The organism is Testudinibacter sp. P27/CKL/0425, from assembly GCF_052931395.1.
In genome coordinates, this window is the sequence record NZ_CM128801.1 from 13,080 (window position 1) to 37,492 (window position 24,413).

Genomic DNA, 24,413 nt, shown 5'->3' on the forward strand with positions numbered 1-24,413 from the left:
AAATAACAATCCGCACGTAAAACGTGCGGTTTTTAGGCTACCCTATAAGGGCCTATTACTTCACATGCCCCTCAAGGGGCATGTGAACACTGACAACCGTACAATAACTCTATGGCTTACCCCTTAAAGGGGTCTATATACTCTTTCTTCGATAAATTATCCTGAATCATATCTTCTTTTTCTTGATTCCTGATATATTCTTCTACCACTTTCGTGTTTAAACCTACCGTACTGACACAGTAACCTTTCGCCCAAAAATGCCTATTACCATATTTGTATTTTAGATTTGCATGCCGTTCAAATATCATCAGTGAGGATTTACCTTTCAGATACCCCATCTTGATACCGCCAGTTTAGGCGGGAGCTTTAAAAGCATATGGATGTGATCTTTCATTGCATGCGCTTCTATTATTTCTACATTTTTGTAACTACATAATTGCCTTTCTTCGATATTTCGGAATAAACACGACATGATACTTACAGTTCCATCTTGTGTGTGATAGACTCGAATCGTCATTGAATTGACTTACCATGACTTATCCTCCTATATTTTGAATTTTGGTTGTCAGCCTTATTCATTATATAGCGAGGATTTTCTTTTCACCGCTTAAGCTTTTTGGTTCCATACACATAGCGTATGGTTTTTTATTATAGCGAGACGTTGTCTCGCTATAATAAAAAACCGCACTTTATGCAATCTAAAGTGCGGTTCCAACGCGTGAATAGTTAAATTGTTAAATACTATTCCACCACAAAACAGGCGATTTTGCTGCCGTCCGGGTATTGGCGCAATTCCGGTTTTGATTGGAAGCAACGTTCTTCCGCCAAACGACAACGTCCGCTGAACGCGCAGCCTTGTGGCGGATTAAGCGGACTTGGCAGTTCGCCGCTCAGTTTAATCCGTTCACGGCGTTTTTCCGGGGAAAGGCGAGGCGTAGCGGAGAGTAACGCTTGGGTGTAAGGGTGGCGAGGATTACTGAAAATCTGCTCGGTTGTGCCTTGTTCAACGCAGCGCCCCAAATACATCACAATCACTTCATCGGCGATGTGTTCGACCACCGACAGATCATGGGAAATAAAGATATACGACAGCCCCAGTTCATTTTGCAAATCCATCATCAAATTCAGCACTTGCGCCCGCACGGAAACGTCCAGCGCGGAAACCGGTTCGTCTGCCACCACGATATCCGGATTCAACACTAAACCGCGCGCAATCGCGATCCGCTGGCGTTGCCCGCCGGAGAACATGTGCGGATAGCGATCGTAAAATTCCGCACGCAATCCCACCTGCGCCATAATCGCCAGCACTTTTTCTTTGCGCTGTTCCGGCGTGAGTTCGGTATTGATCAGCAACGGTTCTTCTAAAATCGTGCCGACTTTTTTGCGCGGATTTAGCGACGCATACGGGTTTTGAAATACGATCTGAATTTTCTTACGTCGCAGTTTTTTGGTTTCGTTATCATTTACCAAAAAATTCTGCCCGTTGTAATACAGCTCGCCGTCGGTCGGATCTTCGATCATGGTCAGCAAACGCGCTAAGGTCGATTTTCCACAACCCGACTCGCCCACCACGGCTAAGGTTTTGCCGCGTCCCAATTCAAATGATACACCGTCTAAGGCTTTCACTTGTTGCGGTTTGCTGAACAAGCCTTTTTTCACCGGATAATATTTTTTGAGGTCAATCCCCTTTAACAACACATTATCAGACATGACCCGGTTCTCCTTGAGCATTTAACGGGGTGTGGCATTTCACTTGGCGATCCGCCAATTGATGTAAGTGCGGTTCTTGCGCCCGGCATTCATCGGTTGCATACGGACAGCGAGGATTCAGCAGGCAGCCGGTCGGGCGGTCGTATTTGCCCGGTACCACGCCGGATAATGAATTTAAGCGCGATTTGCCAACCGCAAATTCCGGCAAGGAACGCAGCAATGCTTGCGTGTAAGGGTGTTTCGGGGTTGAGAAAATATCGGCAGCCTTGCCCTCTTCCACCACTTGTCCGGCATACATCACCAAAATCCGTTCCGCCGCTTCGGCAACCAAGGCTAAATCATGGGTGATCAAAATCAGCGCCATGTTCTCTTTTTTCTGTAATTCCAACAGCAAATCAATAATTTGCGCTTGAATTGTTACATCAAGTGCGGTTGTCGGTTCATCGGCGATCAGTAATTTCGGGCGGCAAGCGATTGCCATGGCAATCATCACCCGTTGGCTCATACCACCGGAAAGCTGATGCGGATATACCGACAGGCGCGATTCCGGATCCGGAATGCCCACTTGGGTCAGCAGCTCAAGGGTGCGCTGACGACGGCTTTGACGGCTGCCGCCTTCGTGCACTTTCAGCGCTTCCATAATTTGAAAACCGACGGTATAAGCCGGATTGAGGCTGGTCATCGGATCTTGGAAAATCATCGCCACTTCCGCGCCGACCAACTCTTGCTTTTTATCTTCTGAAATCGCCAGCAGGTTATCGCCGGCAAAGTTCAGGCTGTCGGCACTCACGCGTCCGGGAAAATCAATCAGTCCCATCACCGCCAACGAACTGACGGATTTGCCGGAACCGGATTCGCCGACAATGCCCAGTACTTCGCCTTGTTTGATGCGGTAACTGATGCGATCCACCACTTTAAACGGAGTTTGCAGAGCCCCAAAATGCACCGATAAGTGATTTACTTCCAGTAGCGAAGTCTCTAATTCGCAATCTAATGTTTTATCTAATGTCATTGCGTGTTCCTTATTGTTTCAGCTTCGGATCAAGGGCGTCACGCAAACCATCACCCATTAAATTAAATGCTAATACGGTCAATAAAATTGCCAATCCCGGGAAGGTTACCACCCACCAAGCACGCTGCACAAATTGCAACGCTTCGGCCAGCATTGCGCCCCATTCCGGTGTCGGCGGCTGCGCGCCGATGCCCAAAAAGCCCAGTGCCGCCATGTCCAAAATCGCATTGGAAAAGCCAAGCGTGGTTTGCACGATCAGCGGTGCCAAGCAGTTTGGCAGAATAGTGATCAGCATTAAGCGGATTAGCCCTGCGCCGGCAACGCGCGAAGCGGTGACGTAATCACGATTCAGTTCGTTTAGCACTGAAGCACGGGTCAAACGCACATAGCTCGGCAATGACACCAGTGCAATCGCAAACGAAGCATTTAGCAGCGACGGCCCTAAAATAGCCACAATCGCAATTGCCAGCAGCAAGCTAGGCAGTGCTAACATGATGTCGATCACCCGCGTGATCATCACATCGATCCAGCCGCCGAAATAACCGGCCACCAAGCCTAAAATCACGCCGAACATAAACGACAGGCTGACGACTAACAAGCCGATAAATAGTGACAAGCGCGCACCATAAATCAAACGCGACAAAATATCGCGCCCGACGTCGTCAGTGCCGAAAATATAACTCCAGCTGCCGCCTTCAAGCCATGCCGGCGGCATTAACAGCGCATCACGCGCCTGCGCGATCGGATCGTGCGGCGCAATCACATTTGCCAGCAAGCTGACAACAAAAATAAAAATAATATAACTCAAGCCGATGACCGCGCCCTTGCTGTGGCTGAAATGCGACCAAAATTCGGCGATAGGCCCTTTTGGCGCCGGTGCGACGACGACAGCTTGAGTTGAAACTGATGGTTCAGACATAATAACGATTTCCTCTATTCATTCATGCTATGGCATTATTTACGATGACGAATACGAGGATTCAAAATCCCGTACAACAGATCGACAAACAGGTTCACTAAAATAATAATGGTGGCGATAATCAATACCGCTCCTTGAACCACCGGATAATCACGGGCTCGAATCGCCTCAATCACCCATTTGCCGATGCCCGGCCAAGCGAAAATCGTTTCGGTTAAGATTGCACCGGACAGCATCTGCCCGACAATTAACCCGACAACGGTGACAACCGGAATCAAGGCATTGCGCAATGCGTGCACCACAATCACCCGCATTTTCGATAAGCCTTTGGCGCGCGCGGTGCGAATGTAATCTTCGCCCAACACTTCCAGCATGGAAGAACGGGTCATGCGTGAAATCACCGCTAAAGGAATCGTGCCCAACACAATCGAAGGTAAAATCAGATGCGACACCGCCGATTTAAAAGCGCCCGGTTCATCAGAAAGCCAGCTGTCGATCAGCATGAATCCGGTGACGTCATCAATCCAAAATTGTGCGCCGATTCGCCCTGAAACCGGGGTGAGATCCAGCTGCACCGACATCACCAGCATTAACAGCAAGCCCCACCAGAAGATCGGCATCGAATAGCCGGTGAGCGACACTGCCATCACACTGTGATCAAAAAACGAACCGCGCTTCACCGCCGCCAAGATCCCAATCGGAATCCCGAGAATCACCGCGAATAGAATCGCCATGCTGGTCAGCTCAATGGTTGCCGGAAATAGATTTAAAAACTCCTCGACCACCGGCTGGCTGTTTTTGAAGGAAATCCCCAAGTTGCCTTGCGCCAAGTCGCCAAGATAGTTGATATATTGCTGATAAAGAGGCAAATCCAGCCCCATTTGTTTGAGCATTTGCGCGTGCATTTCCGGGCTTAACCCACGCTCTCCCATCCGAATTTCGATCGGATCGCCGGGAATAAAATGAATCAGCGCAAAAGTCAGTAAGGTGATGCCAATAAAGGTCGGAATGACCATGGCAATACGTTTTAAAATAAATTGAAACATGATAATTTCTCGAAATTTGTCACAATCCCACACTGTCGTTGACAATTGAGAATAAAGACCGCACTTTTACCATAAAAGTGCGGTCAAATACAGTATTATTCTAATTCTAGGTCATAAAAATTATGTAAACCGAACGGATCGATCACATAGTTTTTCACTTCTTTGCGCAGCGGCAAATAAGTGGTGGAGTGCGCAATCGTAATCCAAGGCGCTTGTTCTTTGAAAATCACTTGCGCTTGTTTATACAGCTCGGCACGTTTTGCCTGATCCGTCACCTGCACCGCTTGTTTGATTAACTCGTTAAACGGCTGGTAGCACCATTTCGCATAGTTTGAACCTTGCTCCGCGGAAGCACAGCTTAACAATGTACCCATAAAGTTATCCGGGTCACCATTGTCGCCAGTCCAGCCCATCATGCCGGTCGGATCGTCGCCTTTCTTCATGCGTTGCAGGTATTCGCCCCACTCGTAGCTGACAATTTTGGCATCAACGCCAACCGCTTTCCAGTCTGCCTGCACCAACTCCGCCATGCGGCGAGCATTCGGGTTATACGGACGTGAAACCGGCATTGCCCACAATTCGGTGCTGGAGCCTTGCTCAAAACCGGTTTCTTTGAGTAACGCTTTGGCTTTTTCCGGATCATACGGATAATCCTGAACGTCATCGTTATAGCCCCACATTGTCGGCGGTTTTGGCTTTTTCTGCCGCGCCCAAGTAAACCGCATCGATAATCGCGTCTTTATTGACCGCATAATTCAATGCTTGGCGCACTTTTTGGTTGTCAAACGGCGCTTTTTGTACGTTAAAGTGCAGATAGCCGACGTTCAGCCCCGCCTCTTCCATTAAATTAATGTTCGCGTCTTTTTTCATCAATTCCAAATCAGCAGGATTCGGATATGGCATCACATGGCACTCGCCTTTTTGCAGTTTGGTGTAACGCACTGAGGCGTCCGGCGTGATCGCAAACACTAAGCGATCGATTTTCGATTTGCCTTTCCAGTAATTATCGAAGGCTTTATAGCGGATCACCGCATCTTTTTGATAGTTCACCAATTCAAATGGGCCGGTGCCGATCGGCTCTTGATCCACTTTTTCAGGCGTACCGGCCTTCAGCATATTCTGCAGACAGAATACCCGCGAAGTCCATTGCAATGTTGGCTAAAAATGGTGCATTCGCTTGTTTTAACGTGATTTTAACCGTGTAATCGTCCACTTTTTCCAGTTTGTCGATGATGTTCGGCATATCCATGCCAACGAAATATTCGTAGCCCAAATTTGACACTTTGTGGTATGGATTTTCGGCGTTCATTTGGCGATCAAATGAAAAAATCACATCATCGGCATTAAAATCACGGCTCGGTTTAAAGCTTTTATTTGATTGGAATTTGACCCCTTTGCGCAAATGGAAGGTATAGCTTTTGCCGTCTTCCGCCACTTCCCAGCTTTCCGCCAATGACGGCTGAACGGTGGTCGAACCACGAGTAAATTCGGTCAAACGGTTATACATCGCCTGCCCGCTGGCATCAATCGACGCACCGTCTGTGACCAGCTGCGGGTTAAATGAAGTTGGCGAGGCTTCAGAACAATAAACCAACGTTTTTGGCTGATTTGCCGATACCGATAACGAAACCGACAGCGCAAGTGCGGTCAGCGATAATGTTGCGAGTTTTCTCATGGTTACACTCCGATAATGAAAATTTGTTTATTTTTATTTACACCGCGAAACAAGCGACGGTTTATAGTTAATAGCATTATTTGCGTTTATCTACAAGATAGAAGATGATACTTTTTATTAAAAATTGAATATTCATCAATTTTTTAAGGGTTTTATTCAAAATCCGGGAAAAAACAATGGCAGAAAATCCTGCCATTGAAATCAGAAAATGCCGATACGATTGCGGTTTGTGAGTTGGTAAGCGCAATAAAAAATCGCTATCAGCAAAACCGATAGCGATTACAAAGCAAAATCGCACTTTTTTCAAAAATATGATCTAATAAGCTCTTTTGTATACAAAATAAACGTAGTTAGATACCATACCGGCTTAAAATCGCGGTGAGAAGATAGAAAAACCCACCGAAAATGAAAAATCGGTGGGTTTGTCAGCGGTCTGAAGCTGACATTATCTGTTAGCTTTTTGTTTGCCTGGTATTTAGCTTATGACTGCAATAAGGAAATATCCGCCACTTGCAAGAACAGTTCGCGCAAGTTGTGCAACAAGGCTAGGCGGTTTTGGCGCAACGCAGGATCGTCTGCGTTCACCATCACGTTATCAAAGAAGCTGTCAACAGGCTCGCGCAGTGCCGCCAAGTGTTGAAGTACGGTTTGGTAATCGCCGTTGGCAAACAGCGGTTGTAATTGCTGTTGCAACGCCGCCACTTGTTCTGCCAGTGCAATTTCTGCCGGATCTTGGCACAGTGCCGGGTTGACTTGGGTTGGCAATTCGCCCTCCACTTTCGCCAAAATATTCGACACCCGTTTATTCGCCGCTGCCAACGCCGCCGCTGAATCCAATTCACGGAAATACGACACTGCTTTCACACGCGCATCAAAATCAGCAGGTTTAGTTGGGCGGCGTGCAAGCACTGCTTGAATCACATCAACATCAAAACCCTCATCTTGATACCAAGCACGGAAGCGCCCTAACATGAAATCCACCACCTCTTCCACCACGTTGGTATTGGTGAGTTTGTCGGCAAACAACGCCGCAGATTTCGCCACCACGTCGCTGAGATCCAGCGGCAAGTTTTTCTCCACGATAATCCGCAATGCGCCCAATGCCGCGCGGCGCAGCGCAAATGGGTCGGCACTGCCTTTCGGCTGTTGCCCGATGCCGAAAATGCCGGTTAAGGTGTCAAATTTGTCCGCTAACGCCACCGCACTTGCCACTAATGAGTTTGGCAACGCATCGCCAGCAAAACGCGGCATGTATTGTTCATTTAATGCCACTGCCACGTCTTCATCTTCGCCGTCGTGACGTGCATAGTGCATGCCCATCACGCCTTGGGTGTCGGTAAATTCAAACACCATGTTAGTCATTAAATCGCATTTCGACAGTAAGCCCGCACGCGCCGCTTTGGCTTTGTCTGCGCCAATTTGCAGGGCGATTTCGCCTGCCAACTCTTCAATGCGTTTGGTTTTGTCTAGCAATGTGCCTAGTTGTTGTTGGAACAGCACGGTTTCTAAACGTGGCAATTGATCTTCCAAACGCTGTTTTAAATCGGTTTTAAAGAAAAATTCCGCATCGGTTAGCCGTGGGCGCACCACTTTTTCATTCCCTTCAATGATCGCGCTTGGATCTTCAGGGTTGATGTTCGACACAAAGATAAAGTGCGGTAGCAATTTGCCGTTTGCGTCATAAATCGGGAAATATTTTTGATCGCCTTTCATGGTGTACACCAGCGCTTCAGCAGGCACGGCAAGAAAGCGTTCTTCAAATGTTGCGGTTAGCACATTCGGGTATTCCACCAGTGAGGTGACTTCATCAAGCAGATCGTCTTCAATATCCGCCACACCGCCAAGCTCGGTCGCTTTTTGTTGCGCGTTGGCAAGAATGAGCGCTTTACGTTCGTTAAAATCTGCAATCACCGAACCTTTTTCTTTCAACAATTGCGGGTATTGATCCGCATGGCTGATTTGAAATTCGCGCTCGCCCAAGAAGCAGTGTCCGCGCACCGTGGTGGCAGACGCCACGCCCAAGATCTCACCTTGAATCAGTTCATCGCCCAATAACAGCGCGACGGTGTGCACAGGGCGTACAAACTGTTCGCTTTTATCGCCCCAACGCATGGTTTTCGGAATCGGCAATTTCGCCAGCGCTTGGCTCACCATGCCCACCAAGAGATTTTTAGTCGCCTGCCCCTCCACCACGGCACGATAAACCAGCCATTCGCCTTTGTCGGTTGCGAGGCGTTCTGCTTGATCCACGGTGATCCCACAGCCGCGCGCCCAGCCTTCTGCTGCTTTAGTTGGTTTGCCTTCCGCATCAAACGCCGCCGAAACCGCAGGACCGCGCTTTTCAACTTCTTTGCTCGGCTGGCTGGTCGCCAAACCTAAGACTTTCACCGCCAAGCGACGCGGCGCGGCAAACCATTCCACTTTGTCAAACGCTAAACCCGCTTGATTCAGCTCCGCTTCAAGGTTGTCGGCAAAAGCCGTGGCTAATTTTTTCAGTGCCTTCGGTGGCAACTCTTCAGTGCCCATCTCGGCGAGGAAATTTTGTGTTGTCATGTTTTGTCTCTATTTTATGTTGTCTGCATTACTCACAGACATAATCAATTAATGTGATATTCGCTAAGTTGTCTGGCTTTTTCCAACTGTGTTTTCATGCTAACACTTGCAGTTAAGTTCCGTTTTCTCACTCAATTCACAAGCCACAATACCGCCCACACAATTCGGTACGCACTGCGTTCCGAATTAGATCTTGCCAATATTCGCCCAACTCAATTCGTGGCACACTGTGTCACCAATTGGAATGCCTGATAAAACGCACTAAACCTTATCAACAAGCCGTTGATTCATAAGACGATTTACCGTCTATTCTTGCTCTGCCACCAAAAACCGCGCTTTTGCCCGTTCAACAGCCGTGCGCAATCGTTGAGCCAATGCCTCTTTCGATGGCAACACCGTTAAATATTCTGCAATGTGAATACCTGAGTGTTTTAAATCCAGCAACTCCACTTGTTCGGTTTTTTTCGAGGTGCAGAGAATAATGCCCAGTGGTGGGTTTTCCCCCTCTTCCTGCTCGTGTTTCGCCAACCATGCCAAATACAGTTCCATTTGGCTTTTGTGGGCGTAGTTAAACGCTTCGGTTTTTAATTCAATTGCCACCAGCCGTTTGAGCTTGCGGTTGTAGAATAACAGGTCGATATAGAAATCATCTTGATCAATCTGAATGCGCTTTTGGCGCGCCACAAAACTAAAGCCTGAGCCTAATTCCAACAGGAATTGTTCAATCTCACGCAAAATGGCATCTTCCAGATCTTTTTCCATATAGCGATCGCTCAAGTCGAGGAAATCCAGCACATACGGATCTTTCAACACCAGCGATTGATTATATTCGCCTCTTTCACGCAGCATGCTCAATTCCTGAATCAGCGTTTCGTCTGATTGCTTTGAAATTGCCGTGCGTTCAAAAAGCAACGCACCAATGCGTTCATCTAATGTGCGTGTGCTCCAGCGCTCTTGTGCCGCCATGGTGGCATAAAATTCACGCTTGAGCGGATCGTCAATGTAAATCAGCGTTTTAAAATGCGTCCAGCTCAATTGTCCACGCAGTGCGTGAACAATCTCAACATCAGCAAATGTTTCTGCAAACTTCACGCAGTAGGCGAGCTGTGTTCTACTCCAACCTTTACCAAACTGTTGCGTTAAATTTTTCGCTAAACTGCGGATAATTTCTTGTCCGTAACTAGCCCGTTCACCCGATAAAATATGCTGGTTAATCCGCTGTCCGATATGCCAATACAGCAAGGTCAACTCGGCATTCACCGACACTGCCATGCGTTGTTTAGACGCGTGGATCAGATCAGCAATTTCATGCATAAAATGTTCTGGTGTGTGGGCAACAAGTGCAGTTTTGTTTTCGTGCATACGGCGGCAGTCCTATCATGCTATTTTGCGAATGCCGCAGGCAACGCATTAAGATCTAAAATCACTTGTTGATCGTCCAACAACAGTGCCGGGATCCCAATATAGCCGTGTTGCTTGGCTTCGTTAAACGCCGCGTGGTTGTCGCGCAATTTCAGAAAGCGTTTGAAATTGGCAAGATTCGCCAACACCTCAACCGCTTCATACTCCACATTCAATTGCTGCAACGCCGCCACAAACGGGGCGGTGTCGGGGCAGGTTTCGGCAAAAAACAGAATAGGCTTCGTCATCATTTTTTACACCCTGGAAAGCCCAGCGCTTCACGGCTGGCATAATAGGCTTCGGCAACGCCTTTGGTTAGCGCACGAATGCGCAAAATATAGCGTTGGCGTTCGGTAACGGAAATCGCTTTGCGAGCATCAAGCATGTTGAAGCTGTGCGCCGCTTTTAAAATACGTTCATATGCGGGCAATGGCAGTGGTTTTTCTAGCGCCAGCAGTTCTTGCGCTTCTTTTTCGTATTGCTCAAAGCAGTAGAATAAAAAGTCGGTGTTGGCGTATTCAAAGTTGTAGGTTGATTGCTCCACTTCGTTTTGGTGGAACACATCGCCGTAGGTGGTTTTGCCTAACGGACCGTCGGAGTAAACCAGATCATACACGCTGTCCACGCCTTGAATATACATTGCCAAACGCTCTAGCCCGTAGGTGATTTCACCTGTCACGGGTTTGCACTCTAAGCCGCCCACTTGTTGGAAATAGGTGAATTGAGTCACTTCCATGCCGTTCAGCCACACTTCCCAGCCTAAGCCCCATGCGCCTAGGGTTGGGTTTTCCCAGTTATCTTCCACAAAGCGAATATCGTTTTGGGTCGGGTCAAAGCCGAGCATTTTCAGGCTGTCTAAATACAGTTCTTGAATGTTGTCAGGGGAGGGTTTAATCACCACTTGGAATTGATAATAGTGCTGCAAGCGGTTCGGGTTTTCACCGTAGCGCCCGTCAGTTGGGCGGCGTGAAGGCTGCACATAGGCAAACGCCATTGGCTCTGGCCCTAATGCGCGCAAACAGGTCATCGGGTGTGATGTGCCTGCGCCCACTTCCATATCAAACGGTTGAACCACGGTGCAACCTTGTTTTGCCCAGTAATCTTGTAAGGCAAGAATCATGCCCTGAAAAGTTTTAACGTTAAATGTTGAACTCATATCTGCTTCTTTTTAGTGAATAGAAAATGGCGGCTATTATACTTGAATTTAGGCGAAAGGTCATGAATTTGCGCACGGAAAATGCGGAAATGTCAACGTACGGCTGCCGCCAAACCGCACTTTAATCCATTGCGATTATAGCCGATAGATCCCAACCAAATAGGCTTGATCGAGAATATGCCCCTGCATCGCAAAATGCAGATCGTTAAAGCCGAAGCCTTGCGGCAGATCCAGCTCGCAATCAAGGGCATACACATACAATTCATAGCGATGATCAGCATTCGGCGGTGCCATGCCGCCATAACATGAGGCTTCTTCCACCGACAACCCACCGAGTTTGCCCGACCAGCTGTTGCGCCCTTGTACATAATCGTTAGCGGAAAGGCTGTCATTTTCCGCCAGCGATGTGCGTGTTAAATTCGCCACCAACCAGTGAATCCACACATAGCCTGCTGCGCCCACCGCGTCTTTATCTTCTAACACCAACGCGAACGATTTTGTGCCTGCCGGCGCATCGCTGATTTCCAGTGGAATGGAATAATTCGGCATGCCGTTTGGGCTGAATTGGCTGCCACGCTTGCCATATTGATCGGCAAAATAGCCGTTTTCGATTGCTGCACTACTGACTTTCATTCTTACCTCCTTTTCGGATTAACACTTTCAATCATCTTAGCATTCCTTGGCGTTTTACCGAACAGATTATGCGCAAGATATGATCGACTTCAAATTTATGCGCGAAAATCATTGCCTTGTACGGATAATTTTTATAGATTAAGCGTTCATTAGTCGGGGTGCTACATTATTGATATTCAAGGTGGCTGAGATGATACCCGTGAACCTGAACCAGATAATGCTGACGTAGGAAACTATCAATATGATGCCAATCTTAACCGCACTTCGCCTGTTTTCCGCCCGATACACCGTTATTCGCATTCTGTCCGCTAGTTTTCGGAACTTGCCAGATGGTTGCGGTCGATATTCGTAGTTTGACCCTGTGCTTCAACGGGCAGCCGCTGTTCGCTGATTTTCACTTTTCGCTGTTGCAACACCAGTGGACGGTGTTGCTTGGGCGTTCGGGCGTAGGCAAATCGACATTACTACGAGCGATTGCCGGTTTGGAAAACGATGCGATTCAACAAGGCGAGGTGGTGTTTCCGCGCCCGCTGAAACTGGCGTGGCTCGCACAGCAAGATTCGCTCTATCCGTGGCTGTCGGTTGTGGACAATGTGCAACTGCAACACCACCTCACGAGCACCAAAACCGCTGAAACCACTGCGCAAGCGGAACAACTGCTCGCGGCAGTGCAAATGGGCGCACACCGCCACAAGCCCTGTTATCAGCTGTCTGGAGGGCAGCGGCAACGGGTGGCGCTGGCGCGCACTTTAATGCAAAACGCTGATTTAATTTTAATGGACGAACCGTTTTCGGCGCTCGATGCGGTTACCCGTTTGCAATTACAAGATTTAGCCTGCGAATTACTGCACGACAAAACCGTGCTGTTGATCACCCACGATCCGCAAGAAGCCATTCGGCTGGCGGATCGGATTGCGATTTTGCACGATCCGACTCAACCGATTGAAGATCTGATCGAAGCCAAAGCCCAGCTTGCGAATAACCCGAAACCACGTCAAGCCAATGCTCAAACGCTTGCGTTGCAGCAAGATTTATTCGCCCGATTAATGCAAGGCGGCACACCATGAAACGCCTCAACGCGTTCAGAAAACTGCTGTTGTTGACCGCACTTTTATTGTTGCTGTGGCAAAGTGCGGTCAGCTTGTTTGAATTGCCGCACTATTTACTGCCCTCGCCTGTTGCGGTGTTGCAGCAACTGCTACAACACCCTGCAATGCTGTTGCAACACGCACAGATTACCGCACTTGAGATCCTTATCGGCTTGCTGCTCGGCTTTTTGCTCGGGCTAGGCTCGGCATTGTTGCTGTCGCTGTCTGCGCCCGTCTCTGCCCTGTTAATGCCGTTATTGGTGATCTCACAAGCGATCCCCGTGTTTGCGATTGCGCCGCTGTTGGTGCTGTGGTTTGGTTACGGCATGGCATCAAAAATTGTGATGACGGTGCTGATTATCTACTTCCCTGTGACTGCCGCCTGCTATGACGGGCTGCGCAACACGCCGCAAGCGTGGCTCGATCTCGCCCGCACAATGCAAGTCAGCCGCCTGCAATTGTTGTTCAAGGTGCGGTTGCCCGCTGCGCTGCCTGCGTTGGCATCAGGCTTGCGGATTGCGGTGTCGGTTGCGCCAATTGGGGCGATTGTGGGTGAGTGGGTCGGTTCATCAGAAGGCTTGGGCTATGTGATGCTGCAAGCCAACGCCCGAATGCAGGTGGATTTAATGTTCGCCGCGCTATTTTTGCTGATCCTGATGGCGCTTGCGCTGTATTTTGCAGTCGATCGTCTGCTGCGTCGTGCGATCCCGTGGGTTTCACAACTGCGCTAATCCGGCGCAGGTTACTATAAGGAGTTTTGATGTCTGTCGTTCAACAACTGATTAAACATGCCGCACCACACTGGCAGGATTACACCCAACACGCTTTCGTGCGCCAATTGGCAACAGGCACGCTGAAGCCCGAACAGTTTCAGCACTATTTAAAACAGGATTATCTGTATCTGTTCCACTATAACCGCGCGTTGGCGCTAACGCTGTTTAAAGCCGAGGATTTTGCGCAAATGGCGCAAGCTAATCAGGCGATCAGCATTTTATTGCAAGAAATTCAGCTGCATATCGCCTTTTGCCAGCAATGGGGCATCAGCGAAGCGGAGCTGGCACAAACGCCCGAATCGCCTGCTTGTGTAGCCTATACCCGCTATGTGTTGGATTGCGGCATGAACGGCAGCCTTGCGGATCTCTACGCCGCCATTGCCCCTTGTGCGATTGGCTATGCCGAGATTGCACGTTGGATTGTCGAACAGCAACTCAGCCCTGCACATAACCCCTATCAAGCGTGGATTGATGCCTATGCCGCTGACGATTTTCAGCAAAGTGCGGTTCAACTCTCTGCTTTGCTTGATTCCCTTTGCCACGATCTCAACCCCAAACAGCTTGCAAAAGTACAACAGATTTTCACCACTGCCACCCGCATGGAACGTGCTTTTTGGCAAATGGGCTTAGACCGCACTTAACCTTTAACCGAGGAGATTTTAATGAAAACATTACTCACCTTTTTCACCGCATTGTGTTTATTCAGCCAGCCGTTATACGCCAACGAAAAAATCACGCTGATGCTCGATTGGTTCGTCAACCCTGATCATGCCGCGCTGATTGTGGCACAACAAAAAGGCTACTTTGCCAAACAAGGCTTGGCGGTTGAGATTATCGAGCCTGCCGATCCGTCGATGCCGCCGAAATTGGTTGCCGCAGGCAAGGCGGATTTAGCGGTGGATTACCAGCCGCAACTGCAAATGCAAGTGGCGGAAGGCTTGCCATTGGTGCGCGTTGGCACACTGGTTTCCACACCACTGAACAGTTTGGTGGTGCTCAAAAGCAGTAACATTCGCTCGCCTGCCGATTTAAAAGGCAAAAAAGTGGGCTATTCGGTCAGCGGTTTTGAAACCAGCTTACTGCAAGCGATGCTAGCAAACCATGGCTTAACGCCAAACGATGTAACAATGGTGAATGTGAATTGGTCGCTTTCGCCGTCACTGATCAGTGAGCAAGTGGACGCGGTGATCGGCGCATTTCGTAACTTTGAACTGAATCAAATGGATTTGGAAAAACAGCCCGGTTTAGCGTTTTACCCTGAAGAACACGGCGTGCCTGCCTATGATGAACTGATTTTGGTCGCCAATAAAAAAGCGTTGTCAGAGCAAAAACTCAGCGCGTTTTTAACCGCACTTGAACAAGCAACCATCTATTTGATCAACCACCCTGAACAAGCATGGCAAGATTTTGTCAGCTACAAGCCAAACGAATTAGACAACGAATTAAACCGCTTGGCGTGGCGAGACACCTTGCCACGCTTGGCGCTACGCCCGCGTGCCTTAGATGAACACCGCTATCAAAAAATGGCGGAATTTATGCAACAACAAGGTTTACTGAACAATCTGCCGGTTTTGACAGATTACGCCGTGCAACTGCCTTAAGAGAGAACATGATGTTAACCACTGACTATTTAACCCAACTGCGGCAACGCAACCCACTGATTCACAATATCACCAACATTGTGGTGGCAAATTATGTCGCCAACGGTTTATTGGCCATTGGTGCCTCACCGATTATGTCAAGTGCGGTCGAGGAAATGGACGAACTCGCCGCGATTTGTAATGCGCTAGTGATCAACATCGGCACCCTGACCGCCGAACAAGTCAACGCTATGCTGCTCGCCGGCAAAGCGGCAAACCGCCACGGCATTCCTGTGGTGCTCGATCCGGTCGGCGTCGGCGCTACTCGCTTTCGCCAACACAGCGTGGCGCGTTTATTAGCGGAAGTGCAATTCAGCGCAATTCGCGGCAACGCCGGGGAAATGGCGTATCTCGCCAATGTCGATTGGCAAAGCAAAGGCGTAGATGCCGGACAAGGCAACGCCGATCTTGCTGCCATTGCCAACAGCATTGCACAACAATATCAATGCTGCGCGGCGATCAGCGGTGAAGTGGACGTGATCAGCGACGGCAACCGAGTTGCCAAAATCCGCAACGGCAGCGCGCTGTTTCCGAAAATTACCGGTTCGGGCTGTTTGCTCAGTGCGGTTTGCTGCGCCTTTTTAGCGGTTGCGCCGAACGATCGCTTTCACGCGGTATTAGAAGCTTGCACCACTTACGCCATCGCCGGTGAACTGGCGGCAAGCAGCCTGCAAAGCACCCAGCACGGGCAATTTTATACCGCACTTTTAGATCAACTGGCGGCACTGCAAAGTGCCCGACGCGCAACACTCACGAGGATCGACTATGAATCAGATTAAACAAGCCCTCACCATTGCCGGATCAGACAGCGGCGGCGGCGCGGGCATTCAGGCGGATTTGAAAACCTTTCAAATGCGCGGCGTGTTCGGCACTTGCGCTATCACAGCGATCACCGCGCAAAACACCCTCGGCGTGCAGGATATTCATCCGATTCCGATTACCACCATTCAGGCACAACTCAAGGCGATTGCCGACGATTTTCACATTTCGGCATTTAAGCTCGGTATGCTCGGCACCGCTGAGATTATCGAGGCGGTCGCCGACAGTCTAGCGCGCCACACGTTTGGCAAAATGGTGTTGGATCCGGTGATGATCGCCAAAGGCGGCGCGCCGCTGTTGCAGCAAAGTGCGGTCGCGGCATTAAAACAATATCTCGTGCCGCTCGCCGATGTGATTACACCAAATCTGCCCGAAGCGGAAACCTTAACCGGCATTCGGATTGTTGACGATCACACCGCAAAACAAGCCGCGGATTATCTGCAAGTCTTGGGCGCAAAAATCGTGGTGATCAAGGGCGGACACAGTGAAAACTCACAAAGTGCGGTTTGCCGCGATTGGGTGTTCAGCCCGAACGGCGATTTCACCCTTGAAAGCCCACGCTTCGACACGCCACATACCCACGGCACCGGCTGCACCTTTTCCGCCTGCATCACTGCTGAACTGGCAAAAGGGCAACAGCCGAACACCGCAATCCGTTTAGCGAAGCAGTTTATCAGCGCCGCTATCAGCCACCCGCTAAATATCGGACATGGACATGGGCCAACAAACCACTGGGCATTTTCCGCGACACCGCCAAAAGGATATTAAAATGCCGAACATTCGAGCCATGCTTTCCGTCTATTTTATTGCCGGCACACAAGATTGCCGTCAGCTTGCGTTGCCGCCGCAAACCGCACTTTTAACCCGTTTGGAAGCTGCCTTAAAGTGCGGTATCAGCTGTTTTCAATTTCGTGAAAAAGGCGAATTTTCACTACAAGATCCGCAGCAAATCGAACAACTTGCCATACAGTGCCGTGATTTATGTCGCCGATATAATGTGCCGTTTTTTATCAATGACGATGTCGATCTGGCGTTGAAACTGCAAGCCGACGGCGTGCACGTCGGGCAAGACGATCGCCCGATTAAACAGGTGATCGAACAGTGCCAAGGCAAGCTGCTGTTAGGTTTATCGGTTAATATGCTGGAGCAAGCCATTGCCAATCATCAACTGAAGCAAATTGACTATTTCGGTGTCGGTCCGATTTTCTCCACCCAATCGAAAGCCGACGCCAAAGCGGTGGTCGGCTTGGAATTGCTACGCCAAATTCGTCGCCACGGGATTAATAAACCGCTGGTAGCGATTGGCGGCATCACGCCGGAAACCGCACTTTCGATTCGTCAAGCGGGCGCTGACGGCGTAGCGGTGATCTCGGCATTGACTCGCACAGATGATTTACACCACACCATCAAACAGCTACAAGGAAAATAAAAACCATGAAATCATTCACTCGGCAATTCGGTCCGGGCATTATTATGGCGTCCTCCTGCGTCGGCGGTTCACACATTATCGCATCGACCCAAGCCGGCGCTTACTACGGCTATCAACTGGCGTTGTTGATTGTTGCCGTCAATTTGTTGAAATACCCGTTTTTCCGTTTCGCCTTTGATTACAGCGCCCTGAATAACAAAAGCGTGCTGCAAGGCTATGCCGAAAAAGGCAAAGGCTATCTATGGCTGTTTTTGCTGTTCAATCTGTTTGCCACCATGGTCAACGTGGCAGGCGGCACGCTACTTTCGGCAGTGTTACTCACCATGCTACTGCCGATTGAAGTACCGTTAAACGTGCTCAATATCATTGTGTTATTCAGCTTTTTAGCGATTCTATTTTCGCGCCAATATCCACGCCTAGACAAAGTGTCAAAGAGTATTATGTTTCTGCTCTCGTTGATTACGCTGCTTGCGTTACTGATTGCGTTCAATCGCCCTAGCGCCCCGATTGCCGTGGATTTTGTCGCGCCGTCAGCTTGGACAATCGGCGCGATTCCGTTTTTAATCGCGTTAATGGGCTGGATGCCCGCACCGATGGAATTGAGCGTCGCCGGTTCGTTGTGGGTGATTGAGAAAAACAAACTTGATCCACAATATCGCCATCGTCGCTTGCTGGATTTCAACAGCGGCTATGTGGTGACCATTATCTTAGCCTTAATGTTTATGGCGCTCGGCGCGTTAGTGCAGTACGGTAAACCGATTCCGACGCTGGCGGGCGGGCAGTTTATTCGCCAATTTGTCGATATGTATGCGTTGAGTATCGGCGAATGGACGCGTTGGTTTATGGCATTAGTGGCGTTTATTTGTATTTACGGCACCACGATCGTGGCAGTGGACGGCTATTCACGCTGTAATCAGCAAACTGTGGCGCTGTTAAGGCTGCGCGAAAAAACCACAAGTGCGGTCAGCCTTCATTCGGAAAAAGCCTTGCGTTACTGGATGCTGTTCAGCACGCTGTCGGCATTTATCATTATTCAGTTTTTCAGCGCTGCGATCGGCAAAATGATTCCGTTCGCGATGACAGCGTCTTTCCTCTCCGCGCCGGTGTTTGCTTGGCTGAATTTTAGTTTGGCAAAACAGTATGGCAACAAGCCGCAATGGTTGCTGTATCTTGCTTGTGCGGGGCTGGTTTACTTGGTCGGCATGGTCGGGGTTTATTTTATTTATCGTTAATCAACCCTATTCGCAGAGATAAAAAAACCGGACAATAGTCCGGTTTTTCATCGAAAGACGATTATTTTTTCAGTTTCAGAATAACCGTTTCGCCCAACACTACCGGGCCGCTGGATTTTTCAATGCTACTGATTTCGTCCATGTTAGAAATCACAACCGGCGTCAACACCGATTTTGCCTTGGCTTCTAAAACGGCCAAATCAAATTCAATGATGGTGTCGCCTTTTTTCACTTCCTGACCCTCTTCAGCGATACGCGTGAAACCTTCGCCTTTTAATTCAACGGTGTCAATCCCGAAGTGAACGAAAAGCTCAACACCTTCTTTCGATTCCATTGAGAATGCGTGGTTAGTTTCAAAAATTTTGCCAATCACACCGTCAATCGGCGCAACGATTTTGTTACCGGTAGGACGAATCGCGATCCCGTCACCAACGATTTTTTCGGAAAAAACGACATCCGGCACATCTTCAATATTGACGATTTCGCCTGACAACGGCGCGTAAATTTCAACTTCAGCACCTTTATTGTCTTTTGAACCAAATAGTTTATCGAATAAACCCATTTTATAATCTCCTCATTAATCCATCAAAAAATCTTTATTATGTTACCCGAATTTTTTGAATTTGTATCTAGTTTAAACTGTTTTCCGCTAAAAAAGCAGAAATTTTGGCTTCAATATCAGCGGCTGTCGGTTGTTCCAGAACCTCTTTCGCCAAAGCTTGCACATCGGCATAATTGACATTGCGGATCAGCTTTTTGATACTTGGTACGGAAATCGCACTCATACTGAATTCATCAAGCCCCATGCCCAACAATAGCAACGTAGCGCGTTCATCACCGGCAAGCTCGCCGCACATTCCGGTCCATTTGCGTTCGGCGTGTGAAGCGTCAATCACCTGTTTAATCAGGTTTAACACCGACGGCGTCATCGGGTTATACAGATGAGAAATCAGCTCGTTGCCGCGATCCACCGCCAGGGTGTATTGGGTTAAATCGTTGGTGCCGATACTGAAGAAATCCACTTCTTTCGCCAAGAATTTTGCGTTCACCGCGGCAGACGGCGTTTCGACCATCACCCCGATTTGAATTGCTTCGTCAAAGGCTTTGCCTTCATTGCGCAATTCTTGTTTCAGCTCTTCGACCACTGCTTTCAAAGTGCGGATCTCTTCCACTGAAATAATCATCGGGAACATCACTGCCAATTTGCCGAAAGCAGAAGCACGCAATACCGCTCTTAGCTGGTCATTTAAAATTTCGCGTTTATCCAATGCAATCCGCACCGCACGCCAGCCCAAGAACGGGTTCATTTCTTTTGGTAAATTCAAATACGGCAGATCTTTATCGCCGCCGATGTCCATGGTGCGCAACACAACCAGTTTGCCCTCCAGCGCTTCAACCACGTCTTTATACGCTTGGAATTGCTCTTCCTCGCTTGGCAGTTGATCGCGATCCATAAACAAAAATTCGGTGCGGTATAAGCCGACGCCTTCTGCGCCGTTGCGGTGCGCGCCGTCTACATCGCGGATTGTGCCGATATTGGCGACCACTTCCACGCTGTGTCCGTCAAGCGTCACTGCCGGCAGATCTTTTAATTTTGCCAATTCGGCTTTTTCTTCGGCAAGCTGTTGTTGTAATCCGATAATTCGATTCAATTCTTCTTGTGACGGATTAATGAAAATTTGATTGTTCACCGCATCTAAAATCAACATATCGCCGCTGGCAATCAATTTGGTCGCCACATTGGTGCCGACAATCGCCGGTAATTCCAACGAGCGCGCCATGATTGAGGTGTGAGAGGTGCGACCGCCGATGTCGGTGATAAAGCCTAACACTTTATCCAAATTCAGCTGCGCAGTCTCAGACGGCGTCAAATCGTTGGCAACCAAAATGGCTTCTTCGTTGATTTCGCCTAAATCGACAATGCTCATGCCGAGGATATTTTTTAACAAACGGTTGCCGATATCGCGAATATCGCCCGCTCTTTCTTTCAGGTATTCGTCATCAATTTCGGACAACATCGTGACTTGTTGATCAATCACGGTATTAGCGGCAAAATCCGCTGTCACTAATTCATCACGCACAAACGCTAAAATTTCGTCTTCCAGTTCTTCGTCTTCCAGAATCATCAAGTGACCGTCAAAAATAGCGCCTTTTTCCTCGCCTAACGTTCTGGTGGCTTTTTCTTTGATTGCCGTCAATTGTTCGACCGCTTTTTCACGACCGGCATAAAAACGCTGAATTTCAGCCTCAACCTGAGATTCAGTGATGGATTTTGTATTTAAAACAATCTCTTCTTCCTTCAGAACCAATGCCTTTCCGAAGACAATCCCGGGTGAAGCTAAAATACCTGAAATCATAATAAAACCTTTGCTGGATAAATAGTTGGATAAAATAATCAAAGCGCCAAAAACAAGCCGCGATGACTTGTTTTGGCGTCTGTTCGTCGCCCAACAATCACAGAATGCCTGCAATCATCGCGCCAACACTGTTTTGCGTTATTCCAGAGTCGGGATCAGCGCAACCAAATGTTCAACCGCTTTTTCTTCATCTTCGCCTTCCGCGCTGATGGTGATCACAGTGCCTTGTACCAAGCCCAGTGTTTGTAATTTAAACAAACTTTTTGCGCTGGAGCTTTTGCCGTTAGAAGTTACGGTGATATCGGAAGCAAAGGCTTTCGCTTCTTTAACAAATTGAGCAGCCGGGCGAGTGTGTAAGCCATTTGGAGCAGTGATGGTCACTTCTTTAGAATACATAGCAATTTCCTTATCTACATGAATAATACTGAATATAAATCAATATGTTAATGTCAAGCCACAATAACAGCAGGCTCAACACCCGTGAAACCATGATTATCACAATTTTTTAATAATTATTTTAACCGTTAAAATAATTATTTGGCTTAGTATCAATATTCCGCCTAAATAATCAAGGCATAACTCGAAAAAATATGACCTATCGCACAGTTTTTACCACGTTAAGTTCGTTTTTTAGCCGAAATTTACATTTTGTAAACTAATTTGAAATCGGATATTAACCGCACTTGCCTGCTTCTCGCGCACCGTCTGCGGTTAGGTTGTTACAAAATGGCGTTGGGCTTTATTCTCTTCCAATGCCAAAATCAAGCGGTGGTAATTTTCAAAGCGTAACGGATTAATTTTGCCCTGTTCGACCGCCTCACGCAGCACACAGCCCGGATCGTCCAAATGCTTACAATCGCGGAATTTACAACCGCCCAAATACGGCTGAAATTCGCGATAGCCGTTGGTGATCGTGGCGGCGTCCAAATGCCAAACGCCAAATTCGCGGATGCCCGGTGAGTCGATCACTTCACCACCGTCGGTTAAGCGGATCAAACGCGAAACGGTGGTGGTGTGCTGCCCTAAGCCCGAATTTTCACTCACCGCACCGGTTTGCAATGCCAAGTGCGGTTGCAACGCATTAAGCAAACTGGATTTGCCCACCCCCGATTGTCCGACAAAAATCGAACAGCCGCTGCTCAGCAGAGCCAACAGCTCCGCCATATTTTCACCGCTATATGCCGACATCATCAACACTTGATAACCAATTTCCCGATAAATCGCAAACAGCCGCTCCACCTCCGCGCGTTCTTCCGGCGGGCATAAATCAATCTTATTCAGCAGCAAAATCGGCTCAATCCCCAGACTTTCACAGATCACCAGATAGCGGTCGATAATATTGCTGGAAAAGTGCGGTAGCACCGCCGACACCACAAAAATACGGTCAATGTTGGCGGCAATCGGTTTAATGCCGTCGTAGTAATCGGGGCGAGAAAGCAGATTTTTACGCGGCTGCACCGCTTCCACCACCCCGCTGATGCCTTGCAGCTGCTCGTGCCCGGCGCGCCACAACACCTGATCGCCGACCACTAGATTGCTTAAGGTGCGGCGCAAATTGCAACGGAAAACCTCACCCGCCTGATTTTCAACATCGGCGTGTAGTGCATAGCGTGCAACCACCCGCCCGCTTTGTACTTCGCCCAACAAATCGTCTTGCCACTCAAGCTCATCGACTTTATTTTTTCTTTGCCGACGCTGCTGCCCTTGCTGATAATTGCTTAAGGTTTTCTGTTTGTTTGACTGAATTCTGCGTTTCTGATTTTTGGTTAACTTTTGTTTGCTCAAAAAATTTCCTTACTCCCAATAATTTTTAAGCTAGAATACGCCTAAATTTCGATAGTTTTTTGTACGACTAGGATACCTCATATTATGCAATTAGATAAACAAAATCTGATCTGGATCGATCTGGAAATGACCGGATTAGATCCTGAAAAAGACCGAATTATTGAAATCGCCACCATCATCACTGACAAAGATCTGAATATTCTTGCCGAAGGTCCGGTGCTGGCGATCCGCCAGCCCGACAGCCTACTTGATGCCATGAGCGAATGGTGCGTGAAAACCCACACCGCCAACGGCTTGGTGAATCGGGTGAAAGAAAGTAAATTAACCGAACACGCGGCGGAGCTGCGCACCTTGGATTTCTTGAAAAAATGGGTGCCGAAAAACTGTTCGCCGATTTGCGGCAACAGCGTGGCGCAGGACAAACGTTTTTTATTTAACTATATGCCGGAATTGGCGGACTATTTTCACTACCGCTATCTGGACGTCAGCACCTTAAAAGAGCTTGCCTCACGCTGGAAGCCGGAAATTCTGGACGGTTTCAGCAAACAAAACACCCATTTGGCGCTGGACGATATTCGCGAATCAATTGCTGAACTGGCTTATTACCGCCAACATTTCATCAATTTGAACAAAAATAGTACGGAAAGCTAAAAATTCAGCGCATTTTGCCGTTATTTTAAACGGTTGAAATTTTTTTTATCGTTTGTGGTTGCAGCCAAAAATTTTTTTTGTATAATGCACCCCACTGATTACGACAGTACTTATCTTATGCGGGAATAGCTCAGTTGGTAGAGCACAACCTTGCCAAGGTTGGGGTCGCGAGTTCGAGTCTCGTTTCCCGCTCCAAATTTCAAATCTAAATTATTTTCTTATCCCATCTTAATTCAATCTATTTCGAATACTTGACAGCATTGCCTTGATCTTGCAAAGTGCGGTTTAGCCCTTTTAATTTGATAGGAATTGTTATGCCATACGTCAACATTAAACTCACCGGCGGTTCGGAAGCTCCGACTGCGGCACAAAAAGCGGAATTAATCCAAGGCGTTACCGAACTATTAGCGCGGGTTTTAAATAAAAATCCGGCAACCACCGTGGTGGTGATCGACGAAGTCGCAATGGATAATTGGGGAATCGGCGGCGAGAGTGTCAGCCAACTGCGAAAACGGAAATAAAAATTTGCGTTCT

At 48.4% G+C, this 24,413-nt stretch carries 23 protein-coding genes, 1 tRNA gene, 2 pseudogenes and 1 riboswitch; of the genes and pseudogenes, 11 read left to right on the plus strand and 15 right to left on the minus strand.

Translation table 11 applies throughout. The annotated features are described in order from the left end of the window. Positions 1 to 116: 116 nt before the first annotated feature. The 11 genes and pseudogenes from tnpA to ACUHGC_RS00105 all read right to left on the minus strand — a co-directional run bounded on the left by tnpA (position 117) and on the right by ACUHGC_RS00105 (position 12,105). Positions 117 to 533 (minus strand): annotated as a pseudogene (gene tnpA / locus ACUHGC_RS00055) (IS200/IS605 family transposase). Between the two features lie 208 nt (positions 534 to 741). Then, a complete protein-coding gene (locus tag ACUHGC_RS00060; protein WP_446833686.1) occupies positions 742 to 1,710 on the minus strand; it encodes a peptide ABC transporter ATP-binding protein in 969 nt (322 codons plus the stop codon). Then, positions 1,703 to 2,722 carry a dipeptide ABC transporter ATP-binding protein gene (gene dppD / locus ACUHGC_RS00065; RefSeq protein ID WP_446833687.1) on the minus strand — a complete coding sequence of 340 codons (1,020 nt, stop codon included), beginning with the start codon at positions 2,720 to 2,722 and terminating at the stop codon, positions 1,703 to 1,705. Before dppD ends, ACUHGC_RS00060 begins: the two co-directional genes overlap by 8 nt. A 10-nt stretch (positions 2,723 to 2,732) precedes the next feature. Next, on the minus strand, positions 2,733 to 3,641 hold the full coding sequence (gene dppC / locus ACUHGC_RS00070) for a dipeptide ABC transporter permease DppC (protein ID WP_446833688.1): 909 nt from the start codon (positions 3,639 to 3,641) through the stop codon (positions 2,733 to 2,735). 35 nt (positions 3,642 to 3,676) lie between these two features. Then, positions 3,677 to 4,687 (minus strand): ABC transporter permease subunit, encoded by a 1,011-nt coding sequence (locus tag ACUHGC_RS00075; RefSeq protein ID WP_446833689.1) that lies wholly within the window; start codon positions 4,685 to 4,687, stop codon positions 3,677 to 3,679. Between the two features lie 95 nt (positions 4,688 to 4,782). After that, positions 4,783 to 6,362, minus strand: a pseudogene (locus ACUHGC_RS00080) (ABC transporter substrate-binding protein). A 480-nt stretch (positions 6,363 to 6,842) separates the two neighbouring features. Beyond that, the gene (gene glyS, locus ACUHGC_RS00085) at positions 6,843 to 8,915 is read right to left on the minus strand and encodes a glycine--tRNA ligase subunit beta (RefSeq protein ID WP_446833690.1); all 2,073 of its coding nucleotides are present in this window, start codon (positions 8,913 to 8,915) and stop codon (positions 6,843 to 6,845) included. Between the two features lie 306 nt (positions 8,916 to 9,221). Continuing rightward, positions 9,222 to 10,277, minus strand: coding sequence for a PDDEXK nuclease domain-containing protein (locus tag ACUHGC_RS00090; protein ID WP_446833691.1), 1,056 nt, complete (start codon positions 10,275 to 10,277; stop codon positions 9,222 to 9,224). A gap of 20 nt (positions 10,278 to 10,297) precedes the next feature. Then, positions 10,298 to 10,564, minus strand: coding sequence for a hypothetical protein (locus ACUHGC_RS00095; protein ID WP_446834915.1), 267 nt, complete (start codon positions 10,562 to 10,564; stop codon positions 10,298 to 10,300). Next, the gene (gene glyQ / locus ACUHGC_RS00100) at positions 10,564 to 11,472 is read right to left on the minus strand and encodes a glycine--tRNA ligase subunit alpha (protein ID WP_446833692.1); all 909 of its coding nucleotides are present in this window, start codon (positions 11,470 to 11,472) and stop codon (positions 10,564 to 10,566) included. The genes ACUHGC_RS00095 and glyQ overlap by 1 nt, the downstream gene beginning before the upstream one ends. A 135-nt stretch (positions 11,473 to 11,607) precedes the next feature. Continuing rightward, positions 11,608 to 12,105 (minus strand): YbhB/YbcL family Raf kinase inhibitor-like protein, encoded by a 498-nt coding sequence (locus tag ACUHGC_RS00105; RefSeq protein ID WP_446833693.1) that lies wholly within the window; start codon positions 12,103 to 12,105, stop codon positions 11,608 to 11,610. Positions 12,106 to 12,249: 144 nt separating this feature from the next. After that, positions 12,250 to 12,354: riboswitch (TPP riboswitch) on the plus strand. Between the two features lie 80 nt (positions 12,355 to 12,434). On the opposite strand from ACUHGC_RS00105, the gene ACUHGC_RS00110 reads away from it, so the two are divergent. Genes ACUHGC_RS00110 through ACUHGC_RS00145 form a run of 8 tightly spaced genes read left to right on the plus strand, consistent with a single transcriptional unit; the run spans position 12,435 to position 19,086 of the window. Further along, positions 12,435 to 13,172 carry an ABC transporter ATP-binding protein gene (locus ACUHGC_RS00110; protein WP_446833694.1) on the plus strand — a complete coding sequence of 246 codons (738 nt, stop codon included), beginning with the start codon at positions 12,435 to 12,437 and terminating at the stop codon, positions 13,170 to 13,172. After that, a complete protein-coding gene (locus tag ACUHGC_RS00115; RefSeq protein ID WP_446833695.1) occupies positions 13,169 to 13,924 on the plus strand; it encodes an ABC transporter permease in 756 nt (251 codons plus the stop codon). Before ACUHGC_RS00110 ends, ACUHGC_RS00115 begins: the two co-directional genes overlap by 4 nt. 29 nt (positions 13,925 to 13,953) lie before the next feature. Beyond that, positions 13,954 to 14,607, plus strand: a complete 654-nt coding sequence (gene tenA, locus ACUHGC_RS00120; RefSeq protein ID WP_446833696.1) for a thiaminase II — start codon at positions 13,954 to 13,956, stop codon at positions 14,605 to 14,607. Positions 14,608 to 14,628: 21 nt separating this feature from the next. Next, a complete protein-coding gene (locus ACUHGC_RS00125) occupies positions 14,629 to 15,567 on the plus strand; it encodes an ABC transporter substrate-binding protein (protein ID WP_446833697.1) in 939 nt (312 codons plus the stop codon). Between the two features lie 11 nt (positions 15,568 to 15,578). Next, entirely contained in the window at positions 15,579 to 16,385 is an 807-nt protein-coding gene (gene thiM / locus ACUHGC_RS00130) for a hydroxyethylthiazole kinase (protein WP_446834803.1), read from the plus strand. After that, positions 16,372 to 17,193 (plus strand): bifunctional hydroxymethylpyrimidine kinase/phosphomethylpyrimidine kinase, encoded by an 822-nt coding sequence (thiD, locus tag ACUHGC_RS00135; RefSeq protein WP_446833698.1) that lies wholly within the window; start codon positions 16,372 to 16,374, stop codon positions 17,191 to 17,193. Before thiM ends, thiD begins: the two co-directional genes overlap by 14 nt. A gap of 1 nt (position 17,194) precedes the next feature. Next, a complete protein-coding gene (gene thiE / locus ACUHGC_RS00140; protein ID WP_446833699.1) occupies positions 17,195 to 17,854 on the plus strand; it encodes a thiamine phosphate synthase in 660 nt (219 codons plus the stop codon). Positions 17,855 to 17,859: 5 nt separating this feature from the next. Next, complete coding sequence (locus ACUHGC_RS00145) at positions 17,860 to 19,086, plus strand: NRAMP family divalent metal transporter (protein WP_446833700.1); 1,227 nt, start codon at positions 17,860 to 17,862, stop codon at positions 19,084 to 19,086. Between the two features lie 61 nt (positions 19,087 to 19,147). Here the strand turns inward: ACUHGC_RS00145 and crr are convergent, their stop codons facing one another. From crr to rsgA, 4 genes are all read right to left on the minus strand, one after another. Then, on the minus strand, positions 19,148 to 19,648 hold the full coding sequence (gene crr / locus ACUHGC_RS00150; protein WP_446833701.1) for a PTS glucose transporter subunit IIA: 501 nt from the start codon (positions 19,646 to 19,648) through the stop codon (positions 19,148 to 19,150). 67 nt (positions 19,649 to 19,715) lie between these two features. Then, positions 19,716 to 21,443: a phosphoenolpyruvate-protein phosphotransferase PtsI gene (gene ptsI / locus ACUHGC_RS00155; RefSeq protein ID WP_446833702.1), complete on the minus strand. Its 1,728-nt coding sequence runs from the start codon at positions 21,441 to 21,443 to the stop codon at positions 19,716 to 19,718. A 138-nt stretch (positions 21,444 to 21,581) separates the two neighbouring features. After that, positions 21,582 to 21,839, minus strand: coding sequence for a phosphocarrier protein Hpr (ptsH, locus tag ACUHGC_RS00160; protein ID WP_034613710.1), 258 nt, complete (start codon positions 21,837 to 21,839; stop codon positions 21,582 to 21,584). 315 nt (positions 21,840 to 22,154) lie between these two features. Further along, the gene (gene rsgA / locus ACUHGC_RS00165; RefSeq protein ID WP_446833703.1) at positions 22,155 to 23,228 is read right to left on the minus strand and encodes a small ribosomal subunit biogenesis GTPase RsgA; all 1,074 of its coding nucleotides are present in this window, start codon (positions 23,226 to 23,228) and stop codon (positions 22,155 to 22,157) included. 84 nt (positions 23,229 to 23,312) lie between these two features. Here rsgA and orn point away from each other — a divergent pair, with 84 nt between their 5' ends. The 3 genes from orn to ACUHGC_RS00180 all read left to right on the plus strand — a co-directional run bounded on the left by orn (position 23,313) and on the right by ACUHGC_RS00180 (position 24,400). Next, complete coding sequence (gene orn / locus ACUHGC_RS00170) at positions 23,313 to 23,879, plus strand: oligoribonuclease (protein ID WP_446833704.1); 567 nt, start codon at positions 23,313 to 23,315, stop codon at positions 23,877 to 23,879. A gap of 119 nt (positions 23,880 to 23,998) precedes the next feature. After that, positions 23,999 to 24,074 (plus strand) — tRNA-Gly (locus ACUHGC_RS00175). 119 nt (positions 24,075 to 24,193) lie between these two features. Beyond that, complete coding sequence (locus tag ACUHGC_RS00180) at positions 24,194 to 24,400, plus strand: tautomerase family protein (RefSeq protein ID WP_446833705.1); 207 nt, start codon at positions 24,194 to 24,196, stop codon at positions 24,398 to 24,400. The last annotated feature ends 13 nt before the right edge of the window (positions 24,401 to 24,413 follow it).

Excerpts from the sequence above, each read along its gene's own strand:
- crr (WP_446833701.1), bottom strand. The coding sequence starts at position 19,648 with ATGGGTTTATTCGATAAACTATTTGGTTCAAAAGACAATAAAGGTGCT.
- orn (WP_446833704.1), top strand. The coding sequence starts at position 23,313 with ATGCAATTAGATAAACAAAATCTGATCTGGATCGATCTGGAAATGACC.
- ACUHGC_RS00110 (WP_446833694.1), top strand. The coding sequence starts at position 12,435 with ATGGTTGCGGTCGATATTCGTAGTTTGACCCTGTGCTTCAACGGGCAG.
- thiM (WP_446834803.1), top strand. The coding sequence starts at position 15,579 with ATGTTAACCACTGACTATTTAACCCAACTGCGGCAACGCAACCCACTG.
- dppC (WP_446833688.1), bottom strand. The coding sequence starts at position 3,641 with ATGTCTGAACCATCAGTTTCAACTCAAGCTGTCGTCGTCGCACCGGCG.
- ptsI (WP_446833702.1), bottom strand. The coding sequence starts at position 21,443 with ATGATTTCAGGTATTTTAGCTTCACCCGGGATTGTCTTCGGAAAGGCA.
- thiD (WP_446833698.1), top strand. The coding sequence starts at position 16,372 with ATGAATCAGATTAAACAAGCCCTCACCATTGCCGGATCAGACAGCGGC.
- ACUHGC_RS00090 (WP_446833691.1), bottom strand. The coding sequence starts at position 10,277 with ATGCACGAAAACAAAACTGCACTTGTTGCCCACACACCAGAACATTTT.
- thiE (WP_446833699.1), top strand. The coding sequence starts at position 17,195 with ATGCCGAACATTCGAGCCATGCTTTCCGTCTATTTTATTGCCGGCACA.
- ACUHGC_RS00125 (WP_446833697.1), top strand. The coding sequence starts at position 14,629 with ATGAAAACATTACTCACCTTTTTCACCGCATTGTGTTTATTCAGCCAG.
- glyS (WP_446833690.1), bottom strand. The coding sequence starts at position 8,915 with ATGACAACACAAAATTTCCTCGCCGAGATGGGCACTGAAGAGTTGCCA.
- dppD (WP_446833687.1), bottom strand. The coding sequence starts at position 2,722 with ATGACATTAGATAAAACATTAGATTGCGAATTAGAGACTTCGCTACTG.
- ACUHGC_RS00145 (WP_446833700.1), top strand. The coding sequence starts at position 17,860 with ATGAAATCATTCACTCGGCAATTCGGTCCGGGCATTATTATGGCGTCC.
- glyQ (WP_446833692.1), bottom strand. The coding sequence starts at position 11,472 with ATGAGTTCAACATTTAACGTTAAAACTTTTCAGGGCATGATTCTTGCC.
- ptsH (WP_034613710.1), bottom strand. The coding sequence starts at position 21,839 with ATGTATTCTAAAGAAGTGACCATCACTGCTCCAAATGGCTTACACACT.
- ACUHGC_RS00180 (WP_446833705.1), top strand. The coding sequence starts at position 24,194 with ATGCCATACGTCAACATTAAACTCACCGGCGGTTCGGAAGCTCCGACT.
- ACUHGC_RS00060 (WP_446833686.1), bottom strand. The coding sequence starts at position 1,710 with ATGTCTGATAATGTGTTGTTAAAGGGGATTGACCTCAAAAAATATTAT.
- tenA (WP_446833696.1), top strand. The coding sequence starts at position 13,954 with ATGTCTGTCGTTCAACAACTGATTAAACATGCCGCACCACACTGGCAG.
- ACUHGC_RS00095 (WP_446834915.1), bottom strand. The coding sequence starts at position 10,564 with ATGACGAAGCCTATTCTGTTTTTTGCCGAAACCTGCCCCGACACCGCC.
- ACUHGC_RS00115 (WP_446833695.1), top strand. The coding sequence starts at position 13,169 with ATGAAACGCCTCAACGCGTTCAGAAAACTGCTGTTGTTGACCGCACTT.
- ACUHGC_RS00105 (WP_446833693.1), bottom strand. The coding sequence starts at position 12,105 with ATGAAAGTCAGTAGTGCAGCAATCGAAAACGGCTATTTTGCCGATCAA.
- ACUHGC_RS00075 (WP_446833689.1), bottom strand. The coding sequence starts at position 4,687 with ATGTTTCAATTTATTTTAAAACGTATTGCCATGGTCATTCCGACCTTT.